This is a genomic window from Pirellulaceae bacterium (genome assembly GCA_029243025.1).
Classification (GTDB): domain Bacteria; phylum Planctomycetota; class Planctomycetia; order Pirellulales; family Pirellulaceae.
In genome coordinates, this window is the sequence record JAQWSU010000006.1 from 113,827 (window position 1) to 137,516 (window position 23,690).

The following is a 23,690-nucleotide window of genomic DNA, read 5'->3' on the forward strand; positions in this document are numbered from 1 at the left end:
CTCGTAACTCAACGCCCGCCCTGAATTATAGAGTTTTTCCAGGAGCAGCGTGGTCAATTTGGCCCGATGAAACGGATTAGCAACCTCGCTGCGCTGAATGGCCGAAAAATCAGACCAAAATCGCGAGAATGTCGTCTTCCCCCATAATCAATAGTGGCTCATCATCCACCATTACGTCGGCGCCAGCATAACTGGCAAACAAGACACGATCTCCCTCCCGAACCTGATGCGGGGCTCGCAACCCATCTCGAAGCAGACGGCCGTCACCCACGGAAAGTACACGCCCTTGCTGTGGCGTTTCCCTCACGGAATCAGGCAAAACAATTCCACCTGGGGTCCTCTCCTCAGCTTCCAGTCGCTTGACAACCACCCGGTCCCCCAACGGTTCAACTCTCATTCGATTAATTCGCTCACAATTCGCGACAACCGGACCCGCACGCACGAACCCAGGATGCCTCGCAGAAATAAATGCCAGCGGAGAATTGTCCCGCGCCGATTCGCCGCATTCAAGACGTCAGATTTCTTAACTTGGAGGTAAATCGCCGAAAAATTCGGTTTCGCCCGATTTTTTGAGCGAGAAACGGCTGCTCTGCTAGCAACGCAGGCTTCCGGTCAGCGACGAGGATTTCGACCCCACTCTAGCGAGAAGCCTCAACAATCACACCGACTTTACCGATAACGTAAGGAAAGCCGACTTTAACGACCTGCAAACCAGATCTACTGCTCACCCCCACACGACGCAAGGGAATCGCAGAATGAGCGAAACCAAACCGTCTGCCGACACTCGTTCCCAGTCCACCACACGAGTCGATGCGGCGCACCTTCCGATCGCTAAGGAAGTGCCAAAAAGCTGCGAGCCCTCGATGGACTTACTGAGTGCAATCGCTGGGCAGAATCCGACACGAGCCGCAGAGCAATCACGCGAGCAAGCGATCGAATTGGCCACCTTGCTACAGGAGAAACAACGTTTCCTGGACCAGCGGGAATCGGAGCTCAATTCGCGTAGTGCGTTACTCGAAAACGATCTGCGAAACTCCCGTCTCAGACCCCATCCCGAAGCCTCCGAGCAAGACGAGGACGCTGCTTCGAACACGAGCGAAATTGAATCCAGCCCGATGGAATATGGCATCGACTTGGCCAACGCGCTGACGAACGAAGAATCGTTAGCCAGTCCCAATCCGACCATTTCCAGTGCGACAGATCGAACTACCGAACCAACGACGGAAGCTCCATCCGAGCAAGTTCGTTGGCGATTTGACGACCGAGACAGGACAAGTGACATGGCTCAGCCCATGTTGTCGCTGGACGATGACAGCGAAGAAATCGAGATCGCCACGACCCTCCCCATCCAGCCGAACAACCGCTCAACAGAAGCGGCACCGGCAACCACCCGGGGCAACTCCACCGAGGAACCCATTAAGGATTTGCCCGTACAGCAACGCGAACTCAACGAGCAACGAGATGCTTTGATTCGTCGCAAAGTCCAATTGGACGCGAGATCAACACATGTCGAACAACTCTACGAACAAGTAACCCAGTTACACCGCGAAGCCTTAGAACTGCAGCTATCGACCGAGTCCCTTTGGACGGAACTCCATGCAGATCACCCGGGTGCAGAAGACCTCTCTCAACAACTGGCTGAGACTCGAGCGCGTTTGACCGACCACTATCGCTTGACCAATGAAACGTTAGCCGAGCGAAAGGACGAGCTTCATTCGCTGCGAGAAGACTTGAATTCCCAAGAAACTCGCCTGCGGCAGCAACGCCGCGAGCTACAGATGTGGGCAGATCGGCGGTATGACGAGATCGAAACTCGTACAGCTCACCTCATCCGACGCGAACGAGAACTCGATCAGATGGAAGCTGAATTCGCCAGACAATCGCTCCAGTGGCAGCAACAGCGCGAAGATTACCGGCAAGAAATCGAACGGCTCTCATGGGAATTGCGAAGCGGCTCCGCCGTGGCCACCTCCTGAGAAGTGGCCAGTCAGCACGAGCTATCGCTGGCTGATCGTTAGCTCACCGGGGCTTGTTGGCTCCGACTCCTCGGAGACTCGAGCACGACGATTCGCTTCCTGCACAGCCTGCACCGCCAAGTTCAGATTGGCCGCATTGAAATAAAGCTGCTGGTAGCCGCTGAGATGCTTGATCTTGACCTTACCCGCCAGTTCCTGCCAACTCAAACCATCACTCAGGTGCCATGCAGCTGCCTGGGCGGAAGCTTGATCAAGCTGGTTGTATCCAAGCATCTTACAAACCTCGATCAGGGGAGCTTTGTCAGTGAAGCTTTCAATCGGTTTGAGTTCATAAGCCATCCGAGGATTGGGATCTTTCTTTCCATGCTCGAGGCAAACGGTAACGACCTTTATTTTGCCGACGCGCCCGGGGCCGATGTTAAACATGCCACCGCCCATGCCACCCATGCCCATGCCGCCCATGCCGCCACCCATGCCTTGACCGCCGCCCATGCCGCCACCACCCATGCCGCCCATGCCACCCATGCCACCCATTTGAGCGAGGACCGGTAGGCCGACAAAAGCTTCAGGCATTTTGATCGAAAGAGGCCGATTCGTCTTGTTCTTCACAATGACGGTTGCCTGCTCAGAGTTTTTTGGAATCAATTTCACGTCGACCTGTTCGGCCTTCATAGCAGCAAAGAGTTCGACTTGATCGCCAGTATTTCGGGCTACACGATCAGCCGCGCAGACATTGGACGCAACGGCCGAAAGGCAGATGAGCCCCAGTACGGCGAGACAGCGACACGACATGGTTTAATCTCCGTTCCCGTGGAATAAAAAAGGAGGCAGGATCGCGTAGGGGTACCAGATCGGCCGCCTGCGAGGTTTGCCTAGACTACAGAATAATCGCCCCAATGCGGATTTCCAAGTGTTTTTCAATTTGAACACGGAGCTAAGCGTCGGCAGAATCCGCACAATCTGAGCGGTTCGACCCGATTAAACCAGCACCCCATCTTCGTTCTGTCGATCAACCGGCCCGAACGAAGAGCTTCCCGCGATCCCTCTCCAAATCCAAAATTCTGTTTCCCACCAGAACAAAAGTGCGTTTTTTCACCGATTATCGGGCTAAATCGGAACGCTCGAGGATCTGGCGATGATCACCCCACTTGGTTGAATCTCGCCTCAAACGGCCAGCGATCCGCATATCCTGCCAGTTCAACCCGTTTAGCGCATGCTATGTTATTGACAGATTTCCTGCGGATTAATTACACTCCGAAGCCTCACCTATTACCTGCCCATGAAACTGGATTTTCAATGCCTTCCGAGCCTGAAAAGGTTGGGCGGCGCAAGTTCCCCCGGCAGGGGTGACCAAGGACTTCTCACAGAAGATCGGTAAAAGGAGTGCCTTCGGGACGAACCGAAGTGACCGACTTGAATCATTTGCCTCCGATGTTTTTGACTGTTCATCCCATTGCGCGTGGATGGCGAAGGGAATCGACACACGGCCCAGGAACAAGCTCGAGCGAAAGTCATACCTTTGACAACCTCATTTGCTCGCCCAACAAAATCCAGTCGAAGAAGTAAAAAGGAAACTAATGTTTAGGCTCATGTCACGAAGCTGGAAAGCCCTACAGAGCGCGTCGGCGGCAACCGCCGTCGTGCTGATTACTGCCTCAACTCTTTGGGGACAAGCCCCCGAAACAACGGGAGAAACGCCCGAGGCGGCCGCGAGCAGTTTTAACGCCACGGAAGCTACGATTTGGACCATCGCCTTTGTCGGCTCGATCGTTGCCCTTGTCTTTGCCTATCGTTTCTTTAAACAAATGATGGCTGCCGACGAAGGAAACGATCGGATGATTGAAATCGCGGGTCACGTCCGCGAGGGTGCCAACGCTTATCTGCGTCAGCAATACTTTGTGGTCTCGATCTTTTTTGTGCTGATCGTGATCGTGTTGGCCATCTTTGCTTTTGTGCTCGATGTTCAAAGCAAATGGGTTCCCTTCGCGTTCTTAACGGGTGGTTTCTTTTCTGGACTCGCCGGTTGGTGCGGCATGAAGACGGCCACTTGGGCCAGCAGCCGAACGGCGGCCGGAGCTCAAAAATCACTCAATCAGGGGTTACAGGTCGCGTTTCGATCGGGGGCCGTGATGGGTCTGACCGTAGTCGGTCTGGGCTTATTAGACATCACTATTTGGTTCGCGCTGCTCAAATGGATCGTGGGAATGCCGCTGGCAGAAATCACGGTGACCATGTTGTGCTTTGGTATGGGAGCAAGTGCTCAAGCGTTGTTCGCCCGAGTCGGCGGTGGAATTTTCACAAAAGCCGCGGACGTTGGTGCCGACCTGGTGGGCAAAGTTGAACAAGGCATTCCGGAAGATGACCCGCGGAATCCTGCCACCATTGCCGACAACGTCGGTGACAATGTGGGTGACGTCGCGGGCATGGGCGCTGACCTTTACGAATCCTACTGCGGATCGATTCTTGCCACCGCAGCCTTAGGCGTAGCCGCTTTCTCGGGTTCCGGTATTCAGGCAATCGGGTTGACGCCCGATCAGGCTCAATTACAAGCTTTGCTGCTGCCGATGGCGATCGCGGCCGTTGGTATCTTCCTCTCCATCCTGGGCATCTTTTTGGTGCGTACGGGTGAAGACGCTACACAGAAGAATTTGCTCAAGGCTCTGGGTCGCGGAATCAACGCATCGACGGTCTTGGTTGCGATTGCTGCCGTGCTGCTCGCTTGGTGGCTGATGCCACACAACGAGGAGACTTTGATTTCGTCCGGCATCCCAATCCCTGGCGTAGCTGTCAGTATTGTTGTCGGTCTATTAGCCGGCTGGTTAATCGGAAAATGGACGGAATATTCCACGAGTGATGAATACAGTCCCACGAAAAAACTCGCCGAACAAGCTGAGACTGGCCCAGCCACGCTCATCATCGGCGGTGTGGCCGACGGGATGATGAGCGTTTGGTTCCCTGTGATCGTTATCTGCGTCGCTACCCTGACCGCCTTTGGCTTTGCCAGCGGGTGGAACTTCGCCGACATCAGCTACTTTTCAATTGGCCTGTATGGAGTAGGCATTGCAGCAGTCGGCATGCTCAGCACACTGGGTATCACATTGGCGACCGACGCCTACGGCCCAATCGCTGACAACGCAGGCGGTAATGCCGAGATGGCAGGTTTGGAGCCGATTGTTCGCGAACGCACCGATGCACTGGATAGTCTCGGAAACACAACCGCTGCGACAGGCAAAGGATTCGCAATCGGCTCGGCAGCTCTCACCGCTCTCGCGCTACTGGCAGCCTACGTCGAGGAAGTCCGAATTGGTTTTGACCGTTGGGGCGAGGCCGCCGTGGAACAAATCGAAGCTGAAACGGGCTACTTCAAGCTGTCCAACGGCTTCATTCTGCACAAACATGGCGATCACGCACATCATTTTTTGGCACTTCCGGCTGAATTGCGCAAGCCTGAAATCACCGATAAATGGGGCGACTTGGATTTCCGATCCGGCCCGGTGCAAATCCCGGACGAGATGTTCAAAAGCATGGAACACGGCGAGCTTGCTTTCGCTGATACGGGAGGCAAACTGATCGCCGTCGACAAGGCCACCCTGGTCGATTTTGCCACCTACTATGACGCCTCACTCATGAATCCCAAAGTACTGGTTGGAGTCTTTCTCGGAGCCATGGCGACATTCGTCTTCTGTGCCATGACCATGAAAGCGGTGGGTCGAGCTGCCAAGGGAATGGTCGAGGAAGTTCGACGTCAGTTCCGCGAAAAACCGGGAATCATGGAAGGCTCGGAACAACCGGATTACGCTGCCCCGGTGGCGATCAGTACCAAGGCAGCCCAAGTCGAAATGGTGCTGCCTTCGCTACTCGGTCTTGCCACGCCCGTTGTGGTCGGCATTTTGCTCGGCGTAGGTGGCGTGCTGGGATTGCTCGTCGGTACCCTCACGACCGGCTTCTGTCTGGCGATCTTCATGGCCAATGCGGGTGGTGCCTGGGACAATGCCAAGAAATATATCGAAGCCGGCCACCATGGAGGCAAGGGATCGGAAGCTCACAAAGCGGGAGTCGTCGGCGACACGGTCGGCGATCCGTTTAAAGACACGAGCGGTCCGAGCCTCAATATCTTGATCAAGCTGATGAGCATGGTCAGTGTGGTGGTCGCCGGTTTCGTCGTCCGCTACAGCCTCATGGCACTTGGAATCTTTTAGCAAATCAGTCTAGGTGTCATGCTCGCTACAGCTTGACACCCAGGTTAAGCTTTTTAACAAAGGGCATACCAAACGGTGATTGGTATGCCCTTTCGCTTTGATTTCAGCCACTTTTCTTGACGCTGTGCCATAAATGGCCAGTTTTGACTTGAAAACGTAACAGGGCTGAACCTTTTCGACAGCTGCCGGTCTGGTTACCATACAAGCAGACAAGAGCAACCCAGTTCGAAAAGGAGACTACGTGCCTGAATCCAAAATGGTCCAGCCAGCCAACAACTCAGTCGACAAAGCGGCACGTGCTCTACAACTTGCCGTGGCCGCTGCTCAAACCGCGGATGAGAACCGGGGGCAAAACATTGCGGTCCTCGACGTGCGACAACTGACCTGCATGTTTGATTACTTCGTGATCGCAACCGGCGCAAGCCGTCGTCAATTGCACGCAATGAGCGAGGAGATCGACCACAAGCTGGAAGATGATCTTAACGATCAACGAATGGGGATCGAGGGTTACTCAGAAAGTCGATGGATTCTGCTCGACTACGGCAGCGTGGTGATTCACTTGTTCGATCAAGAGACGCGAGATTTTTTTGCGATCGAAGAGATGTGGGCGGAAGCACCCCGCATCGCGTGGGAGCGAGAAAGCTCGCAGTCCTAACGGCGAAGCCTATTTCACCGCAAGGGTCGATCGCTTTTCCCTCCGATCGACCCCGCGGCCAACTCTGCTCAGAGGCGGCAATTTCTCAGCTTGGCCCTCTTGCCTCCGATAAACTGCCGCGCGACCGCTGTCGATCTCTTCTCGCTTTCGTCTTTGCGGGTTAAAGTGTGCCATCTGAATTCAGACTGGTCATCTTCACTCCGCCTGGCCCGCAACCAACAAACCATGAACATATTGCACGAATTACGGGACCGCTTCCGAACAACTCTCGAGCGTCTCATCACCGATCCATCCGCCGAATTGGACATGATTCGGCCTGCTCAGGATGCTCGCTTTGGTGACTACCAGGCAAATTGCGCGATGCCGCTGGGAAAGAAGCTCGGCAAGCCTCCACGGGAAGTAGCCCAACAAATCACAGCTTCCCTTCAAATCGATGACTTTTGCCACCCGGCTGAAATCGCTGGCCCGGGTTTCATTAATTTGCAAGTGCAAGATACTTGGATTGCGGAGCAGCTCCATGTGGCCACCGAAGACGAAAGACTTGGCATCAAGGCGATCCCCCAACCCAAAACATATGTCATTGATTTTTCATCGCCGAATGTCGCCAAGCCGATGCACGTTGGACACATTCGATCAACCGTCATCGGTGATTCGCTCTGTCGAATCCTGCGGTTCCTGGGTAACACGGTGGTTTCGGATAATCATCTGGGCGATTGGGGCACCCAATTCGGAATGATCATCTACGGTTACCGCAACTTTGCAAATCCGACTGCCTATCAGCAAGCACCGGTGCAAGAGCTAGGTCGGGTTTATCGTGTTGTCCGTCGACTGGTGGATTACCACGAGGCAGTTGCACAACAACCTGTCGTCGCGGATCGGATCACAGAACTGGAAACGGAGCTAGAAACGGCGGAACAACAGTCGGCCGATGACAAAGCGGCGCAGAAAAAACAAAAAAAGATCATCAAGAAACTGAAGTCTCAACTCTCCGATACGCGAGCGAGCCTTGCGAGCCTTGCGGAAAAGCTATCCGCTGCTCAAAACGACACGGCCTTCGCGGCACGGATCGCTGAACATGCGACAATCGGTCAAGACGTTTTACAAGAAACCGCAAAACTGCACGCGGGGGATCCTGACAACGCCAAGTTGTGGGAGGATTTTCTTCCCAAGTGTCGCGCTGAAATCGAACGTGTTTACGGTCGCCTCGGCGTCACGTTTGACGAAGAACTGGGTGAAAGTTTCTACCACGATCGTTTGGGTACCGTCGTCGATGACTTGGTGCAACGTGGTTTAGCGAGCGAAAGCGAAGGGGCAACTTGTGTCTTTCTAGATGGCTTTGAAGCACCCATGATCATCCGCAAGAAGGATGGTGCTTTCCTGTACGCGACAACCGACTTGGCCACGATCCAGTATCGCAGGGAGCGTTGGTCGCCGGATGCCATTCTATATGTTGTCGATTTTCGACAGGCAGACCATTTCGATAAACTATTCGCCGCTGCGAAAAAGTGGGGCATCCAAGACGTCGAACTTAAACACATCGAATTTGGCACGGTACTCGGCGATGATGGCAAGCCCTTTAAAACACGCTCGGGAGACACCGTCGGCTTAGAGTCATTACTGGACGCAGCCGTTGAACACGCAGCGGCGGTCGTGAATGCAAACGACGACGGCAAACCGAACGGCCCGGAACTTTCGTCCGAACAACGCACCCAAATCGCCAACATCGTTGGGCATGCAGCGATCAAATACGCGGACTTGTCGCAAAACAGGGCCAGCGATTACGTTTACAATGAAGACAAAATGGTGGCGCTTCGAGGCAATACGGCCACCTATCTGCAGTACTCCTACGCTCGTGTGAAAAGCATCTTCGCTCGCGGTGGAATTGACATCGAAAGCTTGCGACAATCCGGCATGAGGATTTCGCTCGAACACGAAAAGGAACGAGCCCTGGGCTTGCAGATCCTGAGATTTTCAGAAGCGTTGGAGGAAGTAAGCACCGATTACCGCCCCAATCACTTAACCAATTATTTGTACGAGCTGGCCACTTCCTTTTCGGGATTCTTTGAAGCGTGCCCCGTCATCAAGGCGGAATCCACGGAGTTGCGTGACAGCCGAGCTCTGCTATGTGATTTGACAGCTCGCACCTTGCAAACCGGCTTGTCGTTACTTGGGATCCAGGTTGTGGAGAAAATGTAACGATCTCCTAGCAGCCGCGCGGTGCAGCATTTGAGGTAACAGGATGGCCAAACTCATACCGCCAAAACTTAACACGATCTATTGCGGGGATGCCAAAGTCCAACTTGGCCGTCTCGAACCTGGCTTTGCGGATACGATCGTCACAAGTCCGCCTTATTTCCGGCAAAGAAATTACGCGAATGCGAATCAGGTCGGACAGGAGCGGACCCCCGAAGAATACATCGAGCGACTAGTCGCTCTCTTTCGGGCTGCCAGGCAATCATTGCACGACCACGGCACATTGTGGCTTGTGTTGGGCGACAAATACCAGGCCAAACGACTGTTAGGCATGCCCTGGCGTGTCGCGTTGGCATTACAAGAAGACGGCTGGTACCTTCGCAGCGATATCATCTGGCAAAAGCCCAACGCCATGCCGTCAGCCGTCAAGAACCGTCCCACGACCGACCACGAATATGTCTTTCTGTTGAGCAAGGGCGAGTCGTATTACTACGATATCGACGCGATCCGCGAACCTCACGTCACCTTCTCTGAAAACAGTCGTATGAAAGGCGGACGGAATCACTTTTTCAAACGAGACAGCACGCCCGAAAACGGCAAGAACGGGGGCCATCCCAATCTGCACAATGGTCGTTGGGACCAAGCCTTTCATCCCAAAGGACGAAACAAACGCACCGTTTGGTCAATTCCCCTCTCAAAAGTTCGAGAAGCTCATTTTGCGGTGTTCCCGGAATCACTCGTCGAAACGTGCGTTTTAGCCGGTTGTCCCGATCAGGGAGTTGTTCTTGATCCGTTCATGGGGAGTGGCACCACCGCGATTGTTTCCCAACGTTTGAATCGAAACTTCGTCGGCATCGAATGCGTGCAGGACTATTGCAAGATGGCACGAAAACGCATCAAAAGAGCGAAGCAAGACGAATCGTCGAAGCCAAACTAAAGCGATGAAAGGTCAGCCTTCTTGGACCGGTGGATCGACGGGAGGCACCTGATCCAACAAACTGGCTTTCTCTCGCTCCAGTGAAGCAATCGTCGCTTCGTGTTCACCTAACAGAAGGCGAAGCTGCTCCAGATCCAGCGTGGATCTCGCACGCACCGCCTCTAGTTCAGTCGAAAGCTCTCGCACTTGAATTTGGTGTTCATCCAAGCTGATCTGCATCGCGACTTGCTCACGATGCAATTGAGCCAATTGCCATTGCTCCGTCCCGCCTACGATCGGCTCTTCTGAGACCGCTTCGCTCACCGGGACGGAAACTTGCCTCGCCTCGACTAATTCCTGTTCGAGCGCTGCACAACGTTCGCAGGCCTCCGCGGGCGTCTCCCGACTCACGGGAGCGATTCCCACGGGACTGGCCGCTTCAGAAGTTGCGGCCGCGGAGAATGGAATCGTGGCAACTTCGCCGCGGTAGTTTTCGCCTCGTAAGTTTGCCAACTGCCGTTGAACAATCTCATATTGTGCCTTGTATCGATACGTCACCAAGTAGCCAATTGCAACACCGATACCAAGTCCGATCAGCGCGGCCACAATCGGGGCAATCATAGTTTCACCTTACAACAGCTACAGTCTTCGTGAATACAGCTACAGTCTTCGTGAATTGTGCGGAGGTGTCCCAGTCGCTGGTTTTACACCTGGATCCCCATTCGTTGAATGGCGGGTAACCAAACGGGAATCAGTCCAGACGGACGACAGAGTTCATCAACGGCTTTTCCCACTCCTGGCCAGCGTTCGGTTTCGTGCAACTCGTCGAATACGATCCACGATCCACTTTCCATCCTGGGTAGGCATGCTTGCAAACAGTCTCGTGTCGATTCATAGAGATCTGCATCAAGATGCAAAAAGCAAATACGATCCGGCAAATTTGCTTCCAAAGTCCGATCGAAATAGCCGGGAATGAGTTGCAACCGGTCCAGATCGTTCGGGGTGCAGAACGCCGCCCCACGTGCGAGCGTCTCGATGGTGTCACGTACCGTTTGCAACGTCGAATCGGCCCAACCGTCAATCTCTCCAACCTTCTCAACCCGATCACCAATGTCGTGCTCACTCGCGGGCGGAAAGCCCGTAAACGAGTCAAATCCAATCACCTTTCGATTCAGCGAATAATAGGCGTTTGCGAAGAGAAAGACACTCAGAAATTGTCCCCGCCCCACACCGCACTCGACAATCTCGCCAGGCACCTCTTTGAGCTGTGAAAATAAATCGAAAAAGCCGTGGACCCGCAGATCAAATTCGGCCGTCGCAGTCGGCATTTTCTTGAGAAATCGATACCAAATTCGCTTTCGTAAACGGTAGGCCTCTTCACACGGAGCATCGCTGACTTCATGCTCTAGTTGGTTCAATAGAAAATTACGCCTGGTACCGGCACTCCGCGTCGAGAGTAACGCCTGCAACAGTTTGGTATAGATAAAACTCGATGGCTCTCGCTGGGTCGATTTCATCGATCTCTCTTCTTCAAGACATCGCCTGGGACAACGATCAACGGCACTTATCGATGCGACTGCCAGAACGGGAAACGGAATGATCCTCTGTGAATCGATGGAGAAGTAATTCACAAATTTCGCGAACCGCACCCTGCCCTGCTGAAGCGGTAAGCACCACGCTGGCTGCCGCCTTGGCATCCGGTAAAGCGTCCGCCGCGGCCAAACCACAACCGACTCGAGTCAAGCTGTCCAGATCGTCCTGGCCATTTCCAAAATAGGCCGCTTGTTCGGGCAAAATGTCGTTCTGCGACAACCATTCCAACAATGTGGGCGAGTTAACTTTCGATTTATCAATGACGTCTAACCCAAGATCCCTGCACCATGCCGAGACGACCGGGTTCATCTCCGGCAACAATACCAGCAATTCCAGACCGAGCGAGCGAAGTTGCTTCACATCAAGCCCGTTCAATAGATCAGTATTCACGGTCTCATGCGAAAGACTCGAGAGACTATCATTCGTCAATAGTCGATCACCATCAAAAGCGATCGCTTTCAAATTTTCGGGAATTAGTTCGCGCTTGTGCTCATGCGGTTGCTCATGCGGTTGCTCATGCGGTTGCAGTTGCTTGGCCAACATGACTTGCGCTACTTCCAAATCAACCAACTCGTTGACGTCCAAATGACGATTTCGCGGAACGACAAACATGGACGTGCGACCAAAAAAACGATGGCGATGGGTTCGAAACCCATCTGTCTTCATAACGTAGACCGATCCACATTCAACATAAGTCGGATCCAACTGCTGTCTCATGAGTCGTTTCGACTTATCGTGGTTGACACCAACCCCGTCGCCATTTTGTTGCTTCCAGACAAATTCATGAAAATGGGTCACGGCCAGCGCGCTATCAGATTCTTCTAACAGCAGCGAATGGACCACATCGTCGATGTCCCCACCTGTCGTCAACGGAGCCGTGCATTGCAAGAACACTGTCAAATCAGGCTGATAGTTCTCGGACGCGTCCAGCGTCTCCAGCACGTGCAACAAGGCCAACTCTGACGAATCAAAATCGCCGCTTAATGCGGCCGGTCGCCAAACCACCTCTGCTCCATGCTCCTCGGCAACTTGACCGATGTCGGCGTCGTCCGTACTGACCACCACACGATCGATATGACAACTGGATTTGGCCGCTTCAATCATCCAAACGATCAGCGGTCTGCCACATAAGGGCGCAAGATTCTTGCGTGGAATGGCCTTCGAACCACCGCGTGCAGGAATGATGGCAAGCACTTCCATGTGTTACCTCCGGGTTGTTTGGCATCGGACCTTCGCCGACGCAAGCGTCCATGGTGATAATCCATGGTCTGATTTGCGGTCAACAGCGATTGGTGCTAGCGTCGCGGAATTTACGAACAATTGCCGGGGTCAAATGGCATCTCAGATCGCTAAGCAGAGATTTTCCGCGACCACGCGGGCGACTTGGGCAGCATTTGGGAAGGCCAGACCTTGGCAAGACGAGACCGCATCCAGGTCTTCAGACCCGGCTGAAGACCGCCCCCATTGAACCGTCCCTGATAGTCGGCGGCTGGCTGGTAGTAGCGATAGGGCTCTCCGAAGGTGGCCTGATAGTAGCCATATTGGAGTGCCGGCAGGATATCTTGAGGCGCCAAACGGCGCGACAGCAAGGCGATCAATTGATCATGACTGCCGGGATTGAAGGTCGCATTTAACTCTCGGTAGAGTGCAATCCCAGCCAAGACCGACGGTTTCCGCCAATAGGCCGCTTCGATACCGACAGTCGATCCGAAAGTCAGCACCGTATCCGATGCACGTATCAACGCGTAAGTGCTCACCGAATCTTCTGCTGGAATCACGGTCAGATTATTTCCGACCAAATGGTGAACGGCGCGGGTTTGTGGATTATTCACCCCTTTCAAATTGGGATGCACGCGGATGTAGAGATGCGTTTGTTCGCATGCCTTCATCGCATGGACGATTTGCTGCAACCCATCCAGTTGACTTTTGTAGAGGGGATTTTTCCAGCTTTCGCCAATCGCTGCGAATTCATCTTCCGAGGAGGTAAAGATGGCGACGTTGCGTTTCGTCGGCGACCATTGTCCTGGAAGTTGTCCATTGTTCTGGGAATCAACGAAGCAGCGTCCCGATCGCACCCTTCCGCTTGCCCGCTCGTCGAACCAGCGTTCGGCCTGCAACTCTCGATCGGCTTCACCCTGCTCCCAGGTTTGCTGGACCGTCTTTGCACAGGCCAAGTGATCATGCGGCAAACGATTTTCATAGATTGAGTAGTAAGAATGGTCCTGGCCGACGTCATGAATCCGACAGTCGATCCCCTCAGCTTGGCAGGCGCGAAAGGCGGCTCGCAACGGTGCATAGCGACCATTGAAGACATAAACGCGATCCACGGTTTGTTCACGAAGTCGTGCTCGAAGCGAATAATAGACGCTCCAAGCCGCTCGCATCAGACCCGCCAATTCAAATGCATGGGCTCGTAAATCCACTTCGGAATCCCGATGTCGCGTAATCAATGACGACAAGACCGCCCAGCCAATATCAAAATTCTCTACGTGAAACGACTGCATGTGCTCGCGATCCAAAAACTCGGTCGGTAGTTCCTGGAGTTGCTGTTCCTGCTGGTCCGTCAAACGATAGTAGGTTGCAACCTGAAAGGGACCACGGATCCGCCGCAACCCAAGTTGACTGCGGCCAATACAGCGAACACATCGGGAAGCTTGTTGACGCGGATTATTGTCACAGGCCTGCATCTCACCGCGGCAGGTCAGCACCGTAACGTCGTCACCTGCATCAACGTGTTTCTGGATCAACTCAAGATCGGTGACATGCAATTTCCAGTGTGCATAAGGTGCAAAGACAACGACGCGCATGATTCCGATCCTGAAGGCAATTATGACACAGAAACGCCAACTGTCGGTTGCCTGCTTTGAGCAGCCGCAACCGACACGTGCGGTTTCCGAGGGGCGGGGATTCGACGCTGATCGATGGCATGACCTGTCAGGGCAAAGGATTGGCGAATACGCATCGAGAACGGGGTTCTTTGTCGCCAGACCAAACCGAAATAATCAGCCCATTCGCGGAATGATGGACGTTCGATGGTTCGAAACTCACGATGCAGTAACGGCGGTAAACGATTGGTATCGAAGCCCATAAACCGAGCATACCAAGCGATGAGCTGATTCACGGCCAACGAATAGTGCATTTGCTGAACGGCCGTGAAATGCTGTCCAGCAAAATAATTACGACCGTGCAAGCGATACTCGATGAGCGGTTCACCTAAATAGTACTTGTGTGCACCCAAAATTGACGATCCAAACACCAGCACATCGTCAGCCCGAGTGCGCCATTCTGATTCCAAAGCACAAGGAAGAATTCGCTTCGCCAACGCCGTACGCATGGACAGACTGGAAGTAACGCCACCGATCCATTTTCGGTCGAGTAGAGTTGCGAGCGTCGATAGCCCCAAGTCTCGCGTGGGTAACGAGGAAGGTGGAGATGCTGTTGGACCGGTCTGTTGATCGGCAACCGTGAGAAAATCAACCGTGGGATGTCGCTCAAAAACAGACATAGCACGCATCACATAGTCCGGACGGTATCGATCATCCGCATCCAAAAAGAACACCACATCTCCCGAAATTTCTCGCATTCCGCGATTAAAACAAGACAATTGGCCCGCATTACTTTTTCGAATCAGAAGCACGCGGTCCAGACTGCCAAACTCAGCCTCAATCCGCGCACAGGATCGGTCCGTCGAGCCATCATCGACAACAACAATTTGGTCAACCAACTGGGTTTGGTCCAAGACGCTCTGAATCGCGTCACAAACGTAGTCGGCATAATTGAAGTTATTGATTAAGCAGGAGGTCTTCATCGTTGGATCCTCCACCGTTCAGGCAGCTTTCCGAGGTTTCAGACGTTTAATGCGCTTTTGAGCACTGCCGTAGAGTTTGACAAAGCGGGACTTCACCCAGGAACTACGAGTTGGTTTCACCCATTCACCGCGAAACCGACCTTCGTAGCGAGTTTCCGGTAAATAGTGCTCGTATTCGATTCCAAAGGTCGCCATGTAGTGGCCATATTTGATGGCGGGCAGTTGGGGCCTCGGTTCAAGTTGTTGATGCAGCAAATCCATCAACTGCTGATGACTTGTCGGATTATAAGTCGCACCCATTTCACGGTAGAATGACATTCCGGCCAGAATCGAAGGGCGCTGCCAATAAGCCGCCTCAATTCCCATGGTCGAACCAAACGTCAATACTTTCTCACAACCCAACAGTAACGAATAACTACAAATCGGGTCATCGGCTGGGATCACCGTGACGCGCGGTGACTTGAGTTCAGCCAGACCGCGTGTCTGCTGATTGTGCACAAAACACAGGTTCGGATGAACGCGAATGTAAAGATGCAAATCAGTATCAATTGACTCCAACGAATCAATCATCTTCTGCAGGCCATCCAGTTGACTTTCGTAGAGCGGGTTTTTCCAACTGTCGCCAATCGCTACGAATTCGTTTTCCGAAGAGACAAATACTGCGACGTTACGCCGCTGAGCATCCCAATTCTCGGGCAACTGTCCCTGCTGTTGCCCTTGAATGAAAGAAACACCCACCTGCTCCACGCCCTGCGAGCGATCCTGAAACCAACCAGCCCCCAAGCCCTCGGCTTCCTCCTGGACGGTGGACGCTTCCCATGCCGCCTCCGCTTGCTCAACAAAGTAATCACAATCGTGGGGCATCGCGTTACGGTAGAGTTCGTAATGACGAAAATCATTTCCCCGTTCATGGAGCAGACATTCGACGCCCTCAGCTTGACACGCACGAAATGCGGCACGCATGGGAGCATGCCGACCATTAAAAACGTACATTCGATCCACGGACTGCTCCCGTAAACGACGTCGAACCGAGTGGTAGACTGACCACGCCGACCGCAGCAGCCCGTCAAGTTGATCTGCATTGGCTCGCAAATCCACATACGGATCGCGGTGAATGCTCACAATCGAAGACAGTGCGGCCCAACCAATGTCAAAGTTATCAACCCGAAGCTGTGACAAGGATTCGTGATCGAAGATATCGGTCTTCAATTCTCGCAGCTGCTGCTCTTCGTGATCGCTCAAATGATAAAATGGTTCACAAGTTACATCACCTTCAAGCAAGCTTAAACCGTGAGCACTCCGGCCCATGCAACGCACACAGACATACTGCCTCTGCTGCTTCATGTCGCACTCAGGCATCTTGGCTTGGCAGGTCAACACGGTGACTTCGTCACCCGCATCGAGATGCTTTTGTGCCAATTCCAATTCCGTTTCGAAGTAACGCAACTTGTAGGCATAAGGTGCGTATACGATGATTCGCATGCTACCGGACTCCATTCGCGGCAGATTCCCAATCCGTCAGTAAGTATCCCCTGCGTCGCGGCGGGCAGGGATGCAGCGGGCGGGGATTTTCTCGGGCAGACAGTATCAGCCGTTCTAGCATGCTGTCAACGTCACTCCCTGCCAGCAAGCCCTGAAATGCGCCTTGATCTTGGAGAGCGCCGAACAATCTGTTACAAGCGTCGCCCGGATCGATCCACTCTGTTTCGCTTTGGCACCCCCGCAACGTCGCCATTATGAAAAACTTCCTGCGAGCCGCTCGTCATGCTCTGCGCTATCGGCTCACGCTTGCTAGCGTCGTCGCGACAGCAATCTTGGTCGGACTCCTGTGGGGCATCAATATCGGGGCAGTTTATCCGTTTGTAGAAGTCATTTTCCGTGGGCAATCGTTACATGGTTGGGTCGACGAAGAAATCCAGTCGGTCGACACCCGCGTCGACGAACTGGAAGCAAAGCTGTTCTCACTCGAAGATCAAAGCAAAGCTCAACCGCATGATCCGGTGATTACCTCCGAAATTCGTTTGCAGCAGACTCGACTGGAAGCCGAACGGCAAGCGAAACACCGCTACGAGCAACTCGCGCCCTGGATTCGTCGATACGCACCCGACGACCCATTTCAAACATTGGTCTGGATCGTCGCCGCCCTCGGACTCGGCACGGTACTGAAAAATGTCGCAGTATCGATCAACTCGATTCTCGTCGCCAGACTCTCGCACCTAACCGTATTCGGCCTGCGAAATCAACTTTATCGACGCACGTTAGCGAGCGATCTTTCCACGTTTAGCAAACGTCATAATAGCGTTGTGGTCAGCCATTTCACAAACGACGTCAACAAACTGAATGCAGGTTTAAGCAGCATTTTCGGCAAGGCCATGCTGGAACCATTCAAGATGTTCTTTTGCCTCGTTGGTGCCTGTTTGATCAGCTGGCAATTGGTGCTATTGTCGCTGATCATCACCCCACCAGCCTTGGTCCTGATGCGTTCTCTCGCGAAATCGATCAAACGAGCCAACCATCGCGCTATGGAAGAAATGTCTCAGATCTATCGAGTCATCAGTGAGACCTTGAACGGCATCCACACGGTGAAGGCGTTCACCACTGAAAGGTGGGAGCGGCTTCGTTTCCACAAAGCGTTGAAACGCTATCTTCGAACAGTGATGAAAATCGTGATCTACAACGCGTTCGCGCGTCCCATGACGGAACTCTTGGGCATCGGAGTTATTTCGCTGTCGCTTGTGGCGGGTGCCTACTTGGTCATTGAGCAGCAAACGCACTTGTGGGGCATTCGGATGTCGAGCCGTCCGCTGGGGCTGGCGTCGTTGCTGCTGTTTTACGGATTTTTGGCGGGAGCCAGTGGACCCGCACGCAAGTTGTCAGGACTTTTAGTATCTCTGCAAGGCGGCTTTGCCGCCGCCGACCGCGTCTACGAATTGATGGATCGCGAAACGACAATCACAAACAAGAAAACCGCAGTCACGATGCAAGAGCCGATCCATCGACTAGAACTAAACAACGTGAGCTTCGCGTATCAAGAGTCCGACTTGGTCCTGGAACAGGTCAATCTCCAAATCAAAGCAGGCGAAACGTTGGCGATCGTTGGCTCCAATGGTAGCGGAAAAAGCACACTCATCAATCTATTGCTGCGATTTTACGATCCGACCGAAGGATCAGTCTCGATGAACGGCATCGATCTGCGAGAACTTCGCGTCCGCGCCTTGCGGCAGCGAATCAGCCTTGTCACCCAGCAACCCCACTTGTTTGATGACACAGTGATTAACAATATCCGTTATGGTTCGCCCACTGCGACCGATGCCGAAGTCGTAGATGCCTCTCAACGAGCTCACGCACACGACTTCATCGTCAATGACTTGACGAATGGCTACGAATCATCGGTTGGTCAGCGCGGCAGTTGCCTCTCGGGTGGACAGCGTCAAAGAATCGCCCTGGCCCGCGCAATTCTCCGCAATCCAGACTTACTGATTCTCGATGAAGCGACCAGCCAGATTGACATTGAGAGCGAACAATCGATCCATCGCGCACTTGAATCATTCGTTCAAGGTCGAACAGCGATCATGGTTACGCATCGCTTATCGACGCTCCGGTTAGCGAGTCGCGTGGTCGTGATGGATGCCGGCCGCATCAATGATGTCGGTAGCCACGAAGAGTTAATCCGTCGCTGCGAAATCTATCAGCGGCTGCACGAAATCCATTTCCGCCGAGCGGCCTGACCCACTTCGCTGCTCCGCTGGAAAGTTCGCGAGAGCCGTTCATTCTTTCGGCGAAAGTCGCCACTTGGTCAGCGTTTGATCATCCTTGATCAAGATACTGTCTTGCCAAAGCACGGGCGGTGCCCAGGTGGAAGTCTGCGACACTTGATAGCTTGCCACAGTATCAAGCTGGTCATCTTTGGCGGCTATTACCTGCAATTGACCATCGTTGATCAAAGCTACCACATATCCCGGAACAGATAAGAACATCACATTGTCGCCTGTGCGACCAGGCCCTTGCCATTTGATTTGTCCGGTCTTGGTATCGAGACAGAAAAACCGACCACTCCCATAATGCGAAAAACCAAACAGCAGATCGCCGTTGATCACAGCCGAACTCATGTCGAGTGCCACACCCTCTTGATACCAGGCCTCCTTGACCGTCCATTGATCGCCGTCGCGAGTCGGTCGCAGGCTCAGTAAGCCGCGATTTTCGCCACCAAGCAAAATATGTCCCCGATGAAATACAGGTGTCGGCATGTTTTGGTTGTGACCTTCGTGCGGAAATTCATATTCCCAGAGCAAGCGACCGGTTGCACTCTCGACACCCAACAGGGCACGGTGGTTCCATTCCACGATCTGCCGCACACCATCAATTTCAACCACAAGCGGAGAGGAATAGGAAGCGCCATCTTGGCCCTGAGTCCAAATTTCCTTCCCGCTCGTGGCGTCCAAAGCCACCAACTGCCCGTCTTCATCATTGCCAAAGTGAACGATCACATGGTTGCCATCGACCAACGGCGATGTCGCTACGCCCCAGTAGGGATGAGTCTTCTCAAACCGCGAACTGTAATCGCGTCGCCACAATAACTCACCACTCGTTGCATCCCAGGCAGAAAGAACTCCCGTGATGCTGAGCGTAAATATTTTCCCATCCACCAGCGTCGGAGATGCCTTGGGCCCCTTGCCATGCTTCTCACCACCGCCACCCATTTGGAAAGGAGCCGGGTAACTCTTTCGCCAAATCACAGCGCCAGTCTTCAGATCCAAACACCACACCACTTCTTGTTCGCCTTGTCGCGCGTGTTGGTAAACTCGATCACCCGACACGAGCGGAGAACCATAGCCACTCCCTACCTCGACCTGCCAGCTTTTCTCGAGTTTCTTGGGCCAAACAGTCGGCGGCTGGAACCCACTCACCCAGCCATCACGCTGGGGACCCAGCCAACCTGACCAATCAAGCTGGTCTGCACAGGCCTGCTGCCAAGCGCTCGAGTCGAACAGACAAGTCAACAGAATCAGCGGGATGGCAATCAAACGCAACATTGGATTTGACTCCTTTTTTCTGCGGTGAATAGGTTTCAGTCGATGTTAGCCAATCAACCAGATACAAAAGACGAACCTGGCATTTGCCAATCTGACTCTTGGGACCGTCTGGGCAAATATCCCTCTGCACCGTACTGGCAATCCAGACACAAGTGGTGCGTTGATTGCTCACGATTCGGCACCAAGCAACAGTCTGAATGGTACGACAAAACGACTTGTCAAAGCAAATAAAAAGAATACCACGAATGTCTGGACAAAAGCAGACAACGCCATCAGGGATGCTGCGCCACAATGGGTAATCCGACAAGCATCACCGATGAGGATTCACCCTCATGCGTGATCGAGGGGGAGCGGCAAAAAAGCGGCGGCGTTCGAGAAAAACACTCGATCAGCCTCGCCGCAAGCGGGTCGCATGTCGACCCTCATCGGCAGTTCGGAAAAGAGCCGAAAATTTGTCCACGTAATCCTCCAAGACTGGCACCAACTCACAGCGACCCGCGAGGTGACAGCGACCATGCTGAACAGTGTTTCAGCGATTATCCACGACAATTCGTGAGCTAAAGTTAAAGAGGCCATAAGTGACTCGAAGCGGATTCTCTTCCTACCAACTGATCTCTGCGTGGTGATTTCACCACGCCCCAGGAGCGTGTTAGGTGATTTGCGTCAAAGAATTTCATAAAGCCTACAATCAAACTATCGCCGTCGCCGGAATATCGTTCCAGGTCGAGCCGGGTCAAATCCTAGGCCTGATTGGCCCAAACGGCGCTGGTAAGACAACGACTCTTCGAGCGTTGTGTGGCATCATCCCGATCAGTCAAGGGAAAATGGCGGTGGGCGGCTTCGATCTTAGAGACGAACCGTTGGAAGCAAAACGGCGCCTCGCCTACATCCCGGATGAACCTCAACTTTTCGAAGATCTTTCGGTGTCGCAACATCTGGCTTTCACGGCTGCTTCATATCAAGTCGAAGATGCGTCTCTTCGAATCGGAGCCTTATTAGATGCTTTCGAATTAGCATCCAAAGCGAACACACCCGTCGGTGATCTGTCGCGCGGCATGAAGCAGAAACTTGCCGTGTGCTGTGGCTATCTTCATGAACCCACGGCGATCCTCTTTGACGAACCCCTCACAGGTCTTGATCCTCGCGGAATCCGTGCGTTGAAAGAATCAATCATCCAACGTGCGAATGATGGAGCAGCGATCATCATTAGCTCCCACCTACTGGCGATGGTCGAAGACATTTGCAGTTACACACTAATTTTGGATCATGGAAGCCAGCGTTACTTCGGTCCGCTTTCCGAGGTCAAAACGGAATTTGCCAGCCATCTGACCGCCGCGTCACTCGAAGAGATCTTTTTCCATGCCACCACAAGCGGTCCCACAGTGGCCAACGGTCATTAAATGATGCATTTGATCTTGCTGAGGACAACTTGATAAATTCATCCCCCCTCAATCCGGGCATTGGGCGACTCATACAATTTCAGGCCAGCGCAAAATGTCGACGTATGCTACGAGGCTTCACCAATCCTCGACGCGTGATCTGGTCCATTATCGGCTTGATGCTCGCGATCCTGTGGTTTAGCAATGCGTTGACGATCGTGTTTCGCCAATCTGCCGACATCGAACAATTTCGAAAATGGGTTCCTTTAGGATTACTGGCCTACGCATTATGGCACGTTATCAAAGTAGCATTCCAACGTCCCGAGGAAGCGATTGAATGGACGCCGGCTGAACGTGAACTGCTATCTGGCGGACCCTTTCAACGCTGGGAGTTGATCATCTATCGACTGGCGGGCGTCGCGAGTGCGGGTCTCGTTAAATCGCTGCTGTTCACCGTGCTCATGCTACCGGAACTGAGTCTCTTTTTAGCCGCATTTGCGGGGACATTTCTGGCACTAATGTTTCTGGATTTGATCCGATTGGGTGTGGAGGTGACGACGCATGGAATGTCGAAAATCGCCTACCTGACCTTCCGGTGGACGACGACCTTGATCATTTTGGTGATCGGCGTTTTTTCACTGGTCATCGCTGCCAACACCCCCGTTTCATTGGCAACCAACACGGTGGGCTTGTCCTTGGGATTGATTGGTCACGTCTTCAAATCAAGCGCCAGTTTAGTCGAGACGCCGTTTGGAGAGACGTTGATCGCGCCATTCCAAGTCTTTAGCCAACTGATTACCGCCACTTCGTATTCGGCAACGACTTTTGGCTGGCTAACCATTGCAGTCGCAATGGTGGGCGGATCATTGGTGATTTTGATTCGCCTGGATCGATATTTTTCAGAGGCGATTCAGCAGCGCGAAGAAGACGCCTATCCTCCCCAACAGCCGATGAAGCAGAATTATCCCCAAAAAACAGCAACTACCCCACGCCTCGCGCGCATCCCTCAATGGCACGGTGGCGGCCCTATCGCCTGGAGACAGATCGTTGGTGCTTTCAAACAACGCAGCAGTTTGACCTTCGCGTTGGCCTTGCCGGGCGGACTTGCCTGCCTCCCCCTCTACGTCTACGCGGATGGGACACAAGCAGTCCTTAGTGTGGCAGCGGCGCTTGTGTTTTACACATTCTTGCTGCTTCCCTCCGCGCTGAAATTTGACTTCCGGCGAGACATACGCCGAATGATCGTACTCAAGACGCTTCCGATCCGCCCTATCTTTCTCGTGATCGGACAAATCACCGCACCCGTCGCACTCGCCTTTCTGTTTCAACTTAGCGTGTTAATCATCACCATGGCCGTGCGGCCCTATCCCATCTGGATCATGACAACTATCCTCGCGCTGCTGATCCCCCTCAATATTCTGATTTTCGCGTTGGACAATCTTGTCTACTTGCTCTACCCGTACCGACTTAACCAGGAAGGAATCGAGATCCTGTTACGGACAACGTTGACGTTCACAGCAAAAGGACTTTTGTTCGCGATGGCATTGGGGATAACCTTTGCCTGGGGTTTCATTGCCAACTTTCTCTCACGATCACTCCTGAGCACTTCCTCACACTCAGCAACGATCTTTGTCATCGGAATGGGGCTGATGTTGTGCGGAGCTTCGGGCCTGCTATTGCACGGATTGAGTCTCGCCTTTCTGCGTTTCGATCCCAGTCAAGACACGCCTGCTTAGCCTTTGATTGAAGTCGTTGTTCAAACGAAGATGTTACACTCCGCTCGAACCCGCGACGAAGGACAACCCATCTTCGGACACTTCAGGTCGCAAAAGCGGCGGTCGCTTGCATTCGCAAACCACAACTCGAATGCCATCGCAAAAGAGCGGGGAGAACCATTAGCGCGCAAAAAAGCCGGAGCAAAGGCTAGCCCGCACATTG

At 53.3% G+C, this 23,690-nt stretch carries 17 protein-coding genes; 8 read left to right on the plus strand and 9 right to left on the minus strand.

Annotated elements, in window-relative coordinates:
* Positions 1–109: 109 nt before the first annotated feature.
* The gene (locus tag P8N76_02480) at positions 110–397 is read right to left on the minus strand and encodes a co-chaperone GroES (protein MDG2380517.1); all 288 of its coding nucleotides are present in this window, start codon (positions 395–397) and stop codon (positions 110–112) included.
* Positions 398–755: 358 nt separating this feature from the next.
* Here P8N76_02480 and P8N76_02485 point away from each other — a divergent pair, with 358 nt between their 5' ends.
* Positions 756–1,976: a hypothetical protein gene (locus P8N76_02485; GenBank protein ID MDG2380518.1), complete on the plus strand. Its 1,221-nt coding sequence runs from the start codon at positions 756–758 to the stop codon at positions 1,974–1,976.
* Positions 1,977–1,997: 21 nt separating this feature from the next.
* Here the strand turns inward: P8N76_02485 and P8N76_02490 are convergent, their stop codons facing one another.
* On the minus strand, positions 1,998–2,768 hold the full coding sequence (locus P8N76_02490) for a hypothetical protein (GenBank protein ID MDG2380519.1): 771 nt from the start codon (positions 2,766–2,768) through the stop codon (positions 1,998–2,000).
* 785 nt (positions 2,769–3,553) lie between these two features.
* On the opposite strand from P8N76_02490, the gene P8N76_02495 reads away from it, so the two are divergent.
* The 4 genes from P8N76_02495 to P8N76_02510 all read left to right on the plus strand — a co-directional run bounded on the left by P8N76_02495 (position 3,554) and on the right by P8N76_02510 (position 9,960).
* Positions 3,554–6,175, plus strand: a complete 2,622-nt coding sequence (locus P8N76_02495) for a sodium-translocating pyrophosphatase (GenBank protein MDG2380520.1) — start codon at positions 3,554–3,556, stop codon at positions 6,173–6,175.
* A 241-nt stretch (positions 6,176–6,416) separates the two neighbouring features.
* Entirely contained in the window at positions 6,417–6,830 is a 414-nt protein-coding gene (rsfS, locus tag P8N76_02500; GenBank protein ID MDG2380521.1) for a ribosome silencing factor, read from the plus strand.
* 225 nt (positions 6,831–7,055) lie between these two features.
* Positions 7,056–9,026, plus strand: coding sequence for an arginine--tRNA ligase (gene argS, locus P8N76_02505; protein ID MDG2380522.1), 1,971 nt, complete (start codon positions 7,056–7,058; stop codon positions 9,024–9,026).
* Positions 9,027–9,069: 43 nt separating this feature from the next.
* Positions 9,070–9,960, plus strand: coding sequence for a site-specific DNA-methyltransferase (locus P8N76_02510; GenBank protein ID MDG2380523.1), 891 nt, complete (start codon positions 9,070–9,072; stop codon positions 9,958–9,960).
* A gap of 12 nt (positions 9,961–9,972) precedes the next feature.
* Here P8N76_02510 and P8N76_02515 read toward each other — a convergent pair whose 3' ends face one another.
* The 6 genes from P8N76_02515 to P8N76_02540 all read right to left on the minus strand — a co-directional run bounded on the left by P8N76_02515 (position 9,973) and on the right by P8N76_02540 (position 16,822).
* Positions 9,973–10,560 (minus strand): hypothetical protein, encoded by a 588-nt coding sequence (locus P8N76_02515; protein MDG2380524.1) that lies wholly within the window; start codon positions 10,558–10,560, stop codon positions 9,973–9,975.
* 83 nt (positions 10,561–10,643) lie between these two features.
* Positions 10,644–11,456, minus strand: a complete 813-nt coding sequence (locus tag P8N76_02520) for a TylF/MycF/NovP-related O-methyltransferase (protein ID MDG2380525.1) — start codon at positions 11,454–11,456, stop codon at positions 10,644–10,646.
* Positions 11,457–11,493: 37 nt separating this feature from the next.
* Positions 11,494–12,732, minus strand: a complete 1,239-nt coding sequence (locus P8N76_02525) for an acylneuraminate cytidylyltransferase (GenBank protein MDG2380526.1) — start codon at positions 12,730–12,732, stop codon at positions 11,494–11,496.
* A gap of 149 nt (positions 12,733–12,881) precedes the next feature.
* Entirely contained in the window at positions 12,882–14,339 is a 1,458-nt protein-coding gene (locus tag P8N76_02530) for a hypothetical protein (protein MDG2380527.1), read from the minus strand.
* Positions 14,340–14,359: 20 nt separating this feature from the next.
* On the minus strand, positions 14,360–15,340 hold the full coding sequence (locus P8N76_02535) for a glycosyltransferase family 2 protein (protein ID MDG2380528.1): 981 nt from the start codon (positions 15,338–15,340) through the stop codon (positions 14,360–14,362).
* 18 nt (positions 15,341–15,358) lie between these two features.
* The gene (locus P8N76_02540; protein MDG2380529.1) at positions 15,359–16,822 is read right to left on the minus strand and encodes a hypothetical protein; all 1,464 of its coding nucleotides are present in this window, start codon (positions 16,820–16,822) and stop codon (positions 15,359–15,361) included.
* A gap of 254 nt (positions 16,823–17,076) precedes the next feature.
* On the opposite strand from P8N76_02540, the gene P8N76_02545 reads away from it, so the two are divergent.
* A complete protein-coding gene (locus P8N76_02545; protein MDG2380530.1) occupies positions 17,077–19,068 on the plus strand; it encodes an ABC transporter ATP-binding protein in 1,992 nt (663 codons plus the stop codon).
* Positions 19,069–19,107: 39 nt separating this feature from the next.
* Here P8N76_02545 and P8N76_02550 read toward each other — a convergent pair whose 3' ends face one another.
* On the minus strand, positions 19,108–20,373 hold the full coding sequence (locus tag P8N76_02550; GenBank protein MDG2380531.1) for a PQQ-like beta-propeller repeat protein: 1,266 nt from the start codon (positions 20,371–20,373) through the stop codon (positions 19,108–19,110).
* Positions 20,374–21,026: 653 nt separating this feature from the next.
* On the opposite strand from P8N76_02550, the gene P8N76_02555 reads away from it, so the two are divergent.
* Together P8N76_02555 and P8N76_02560 are read left to right on the plus strand one after the other, a co-directional pair.
* Positions 21,027–21,773, plus strand: a complete 747-nt coding sequence (locus tag P8N76_02555; protein MDG2380532.1) for an ABC transporter ATP-binding protein — start codon at positions 21,027–21,029, stop codon at positions 21,771–21,773.
* 29 nt (positions 21,774–21,802) lie between these two features.
* A complete protein-coding gene (locus P8N76_02560) occupies positions 21,803–23,488 on the plus strand; it encodes a hypothetical protein (protein MDG2380533.1) in 1,686 nt (561 codons plus the stop codon).
* Positions 23,489–23,690: the final 202 nt, after the last annotated feature.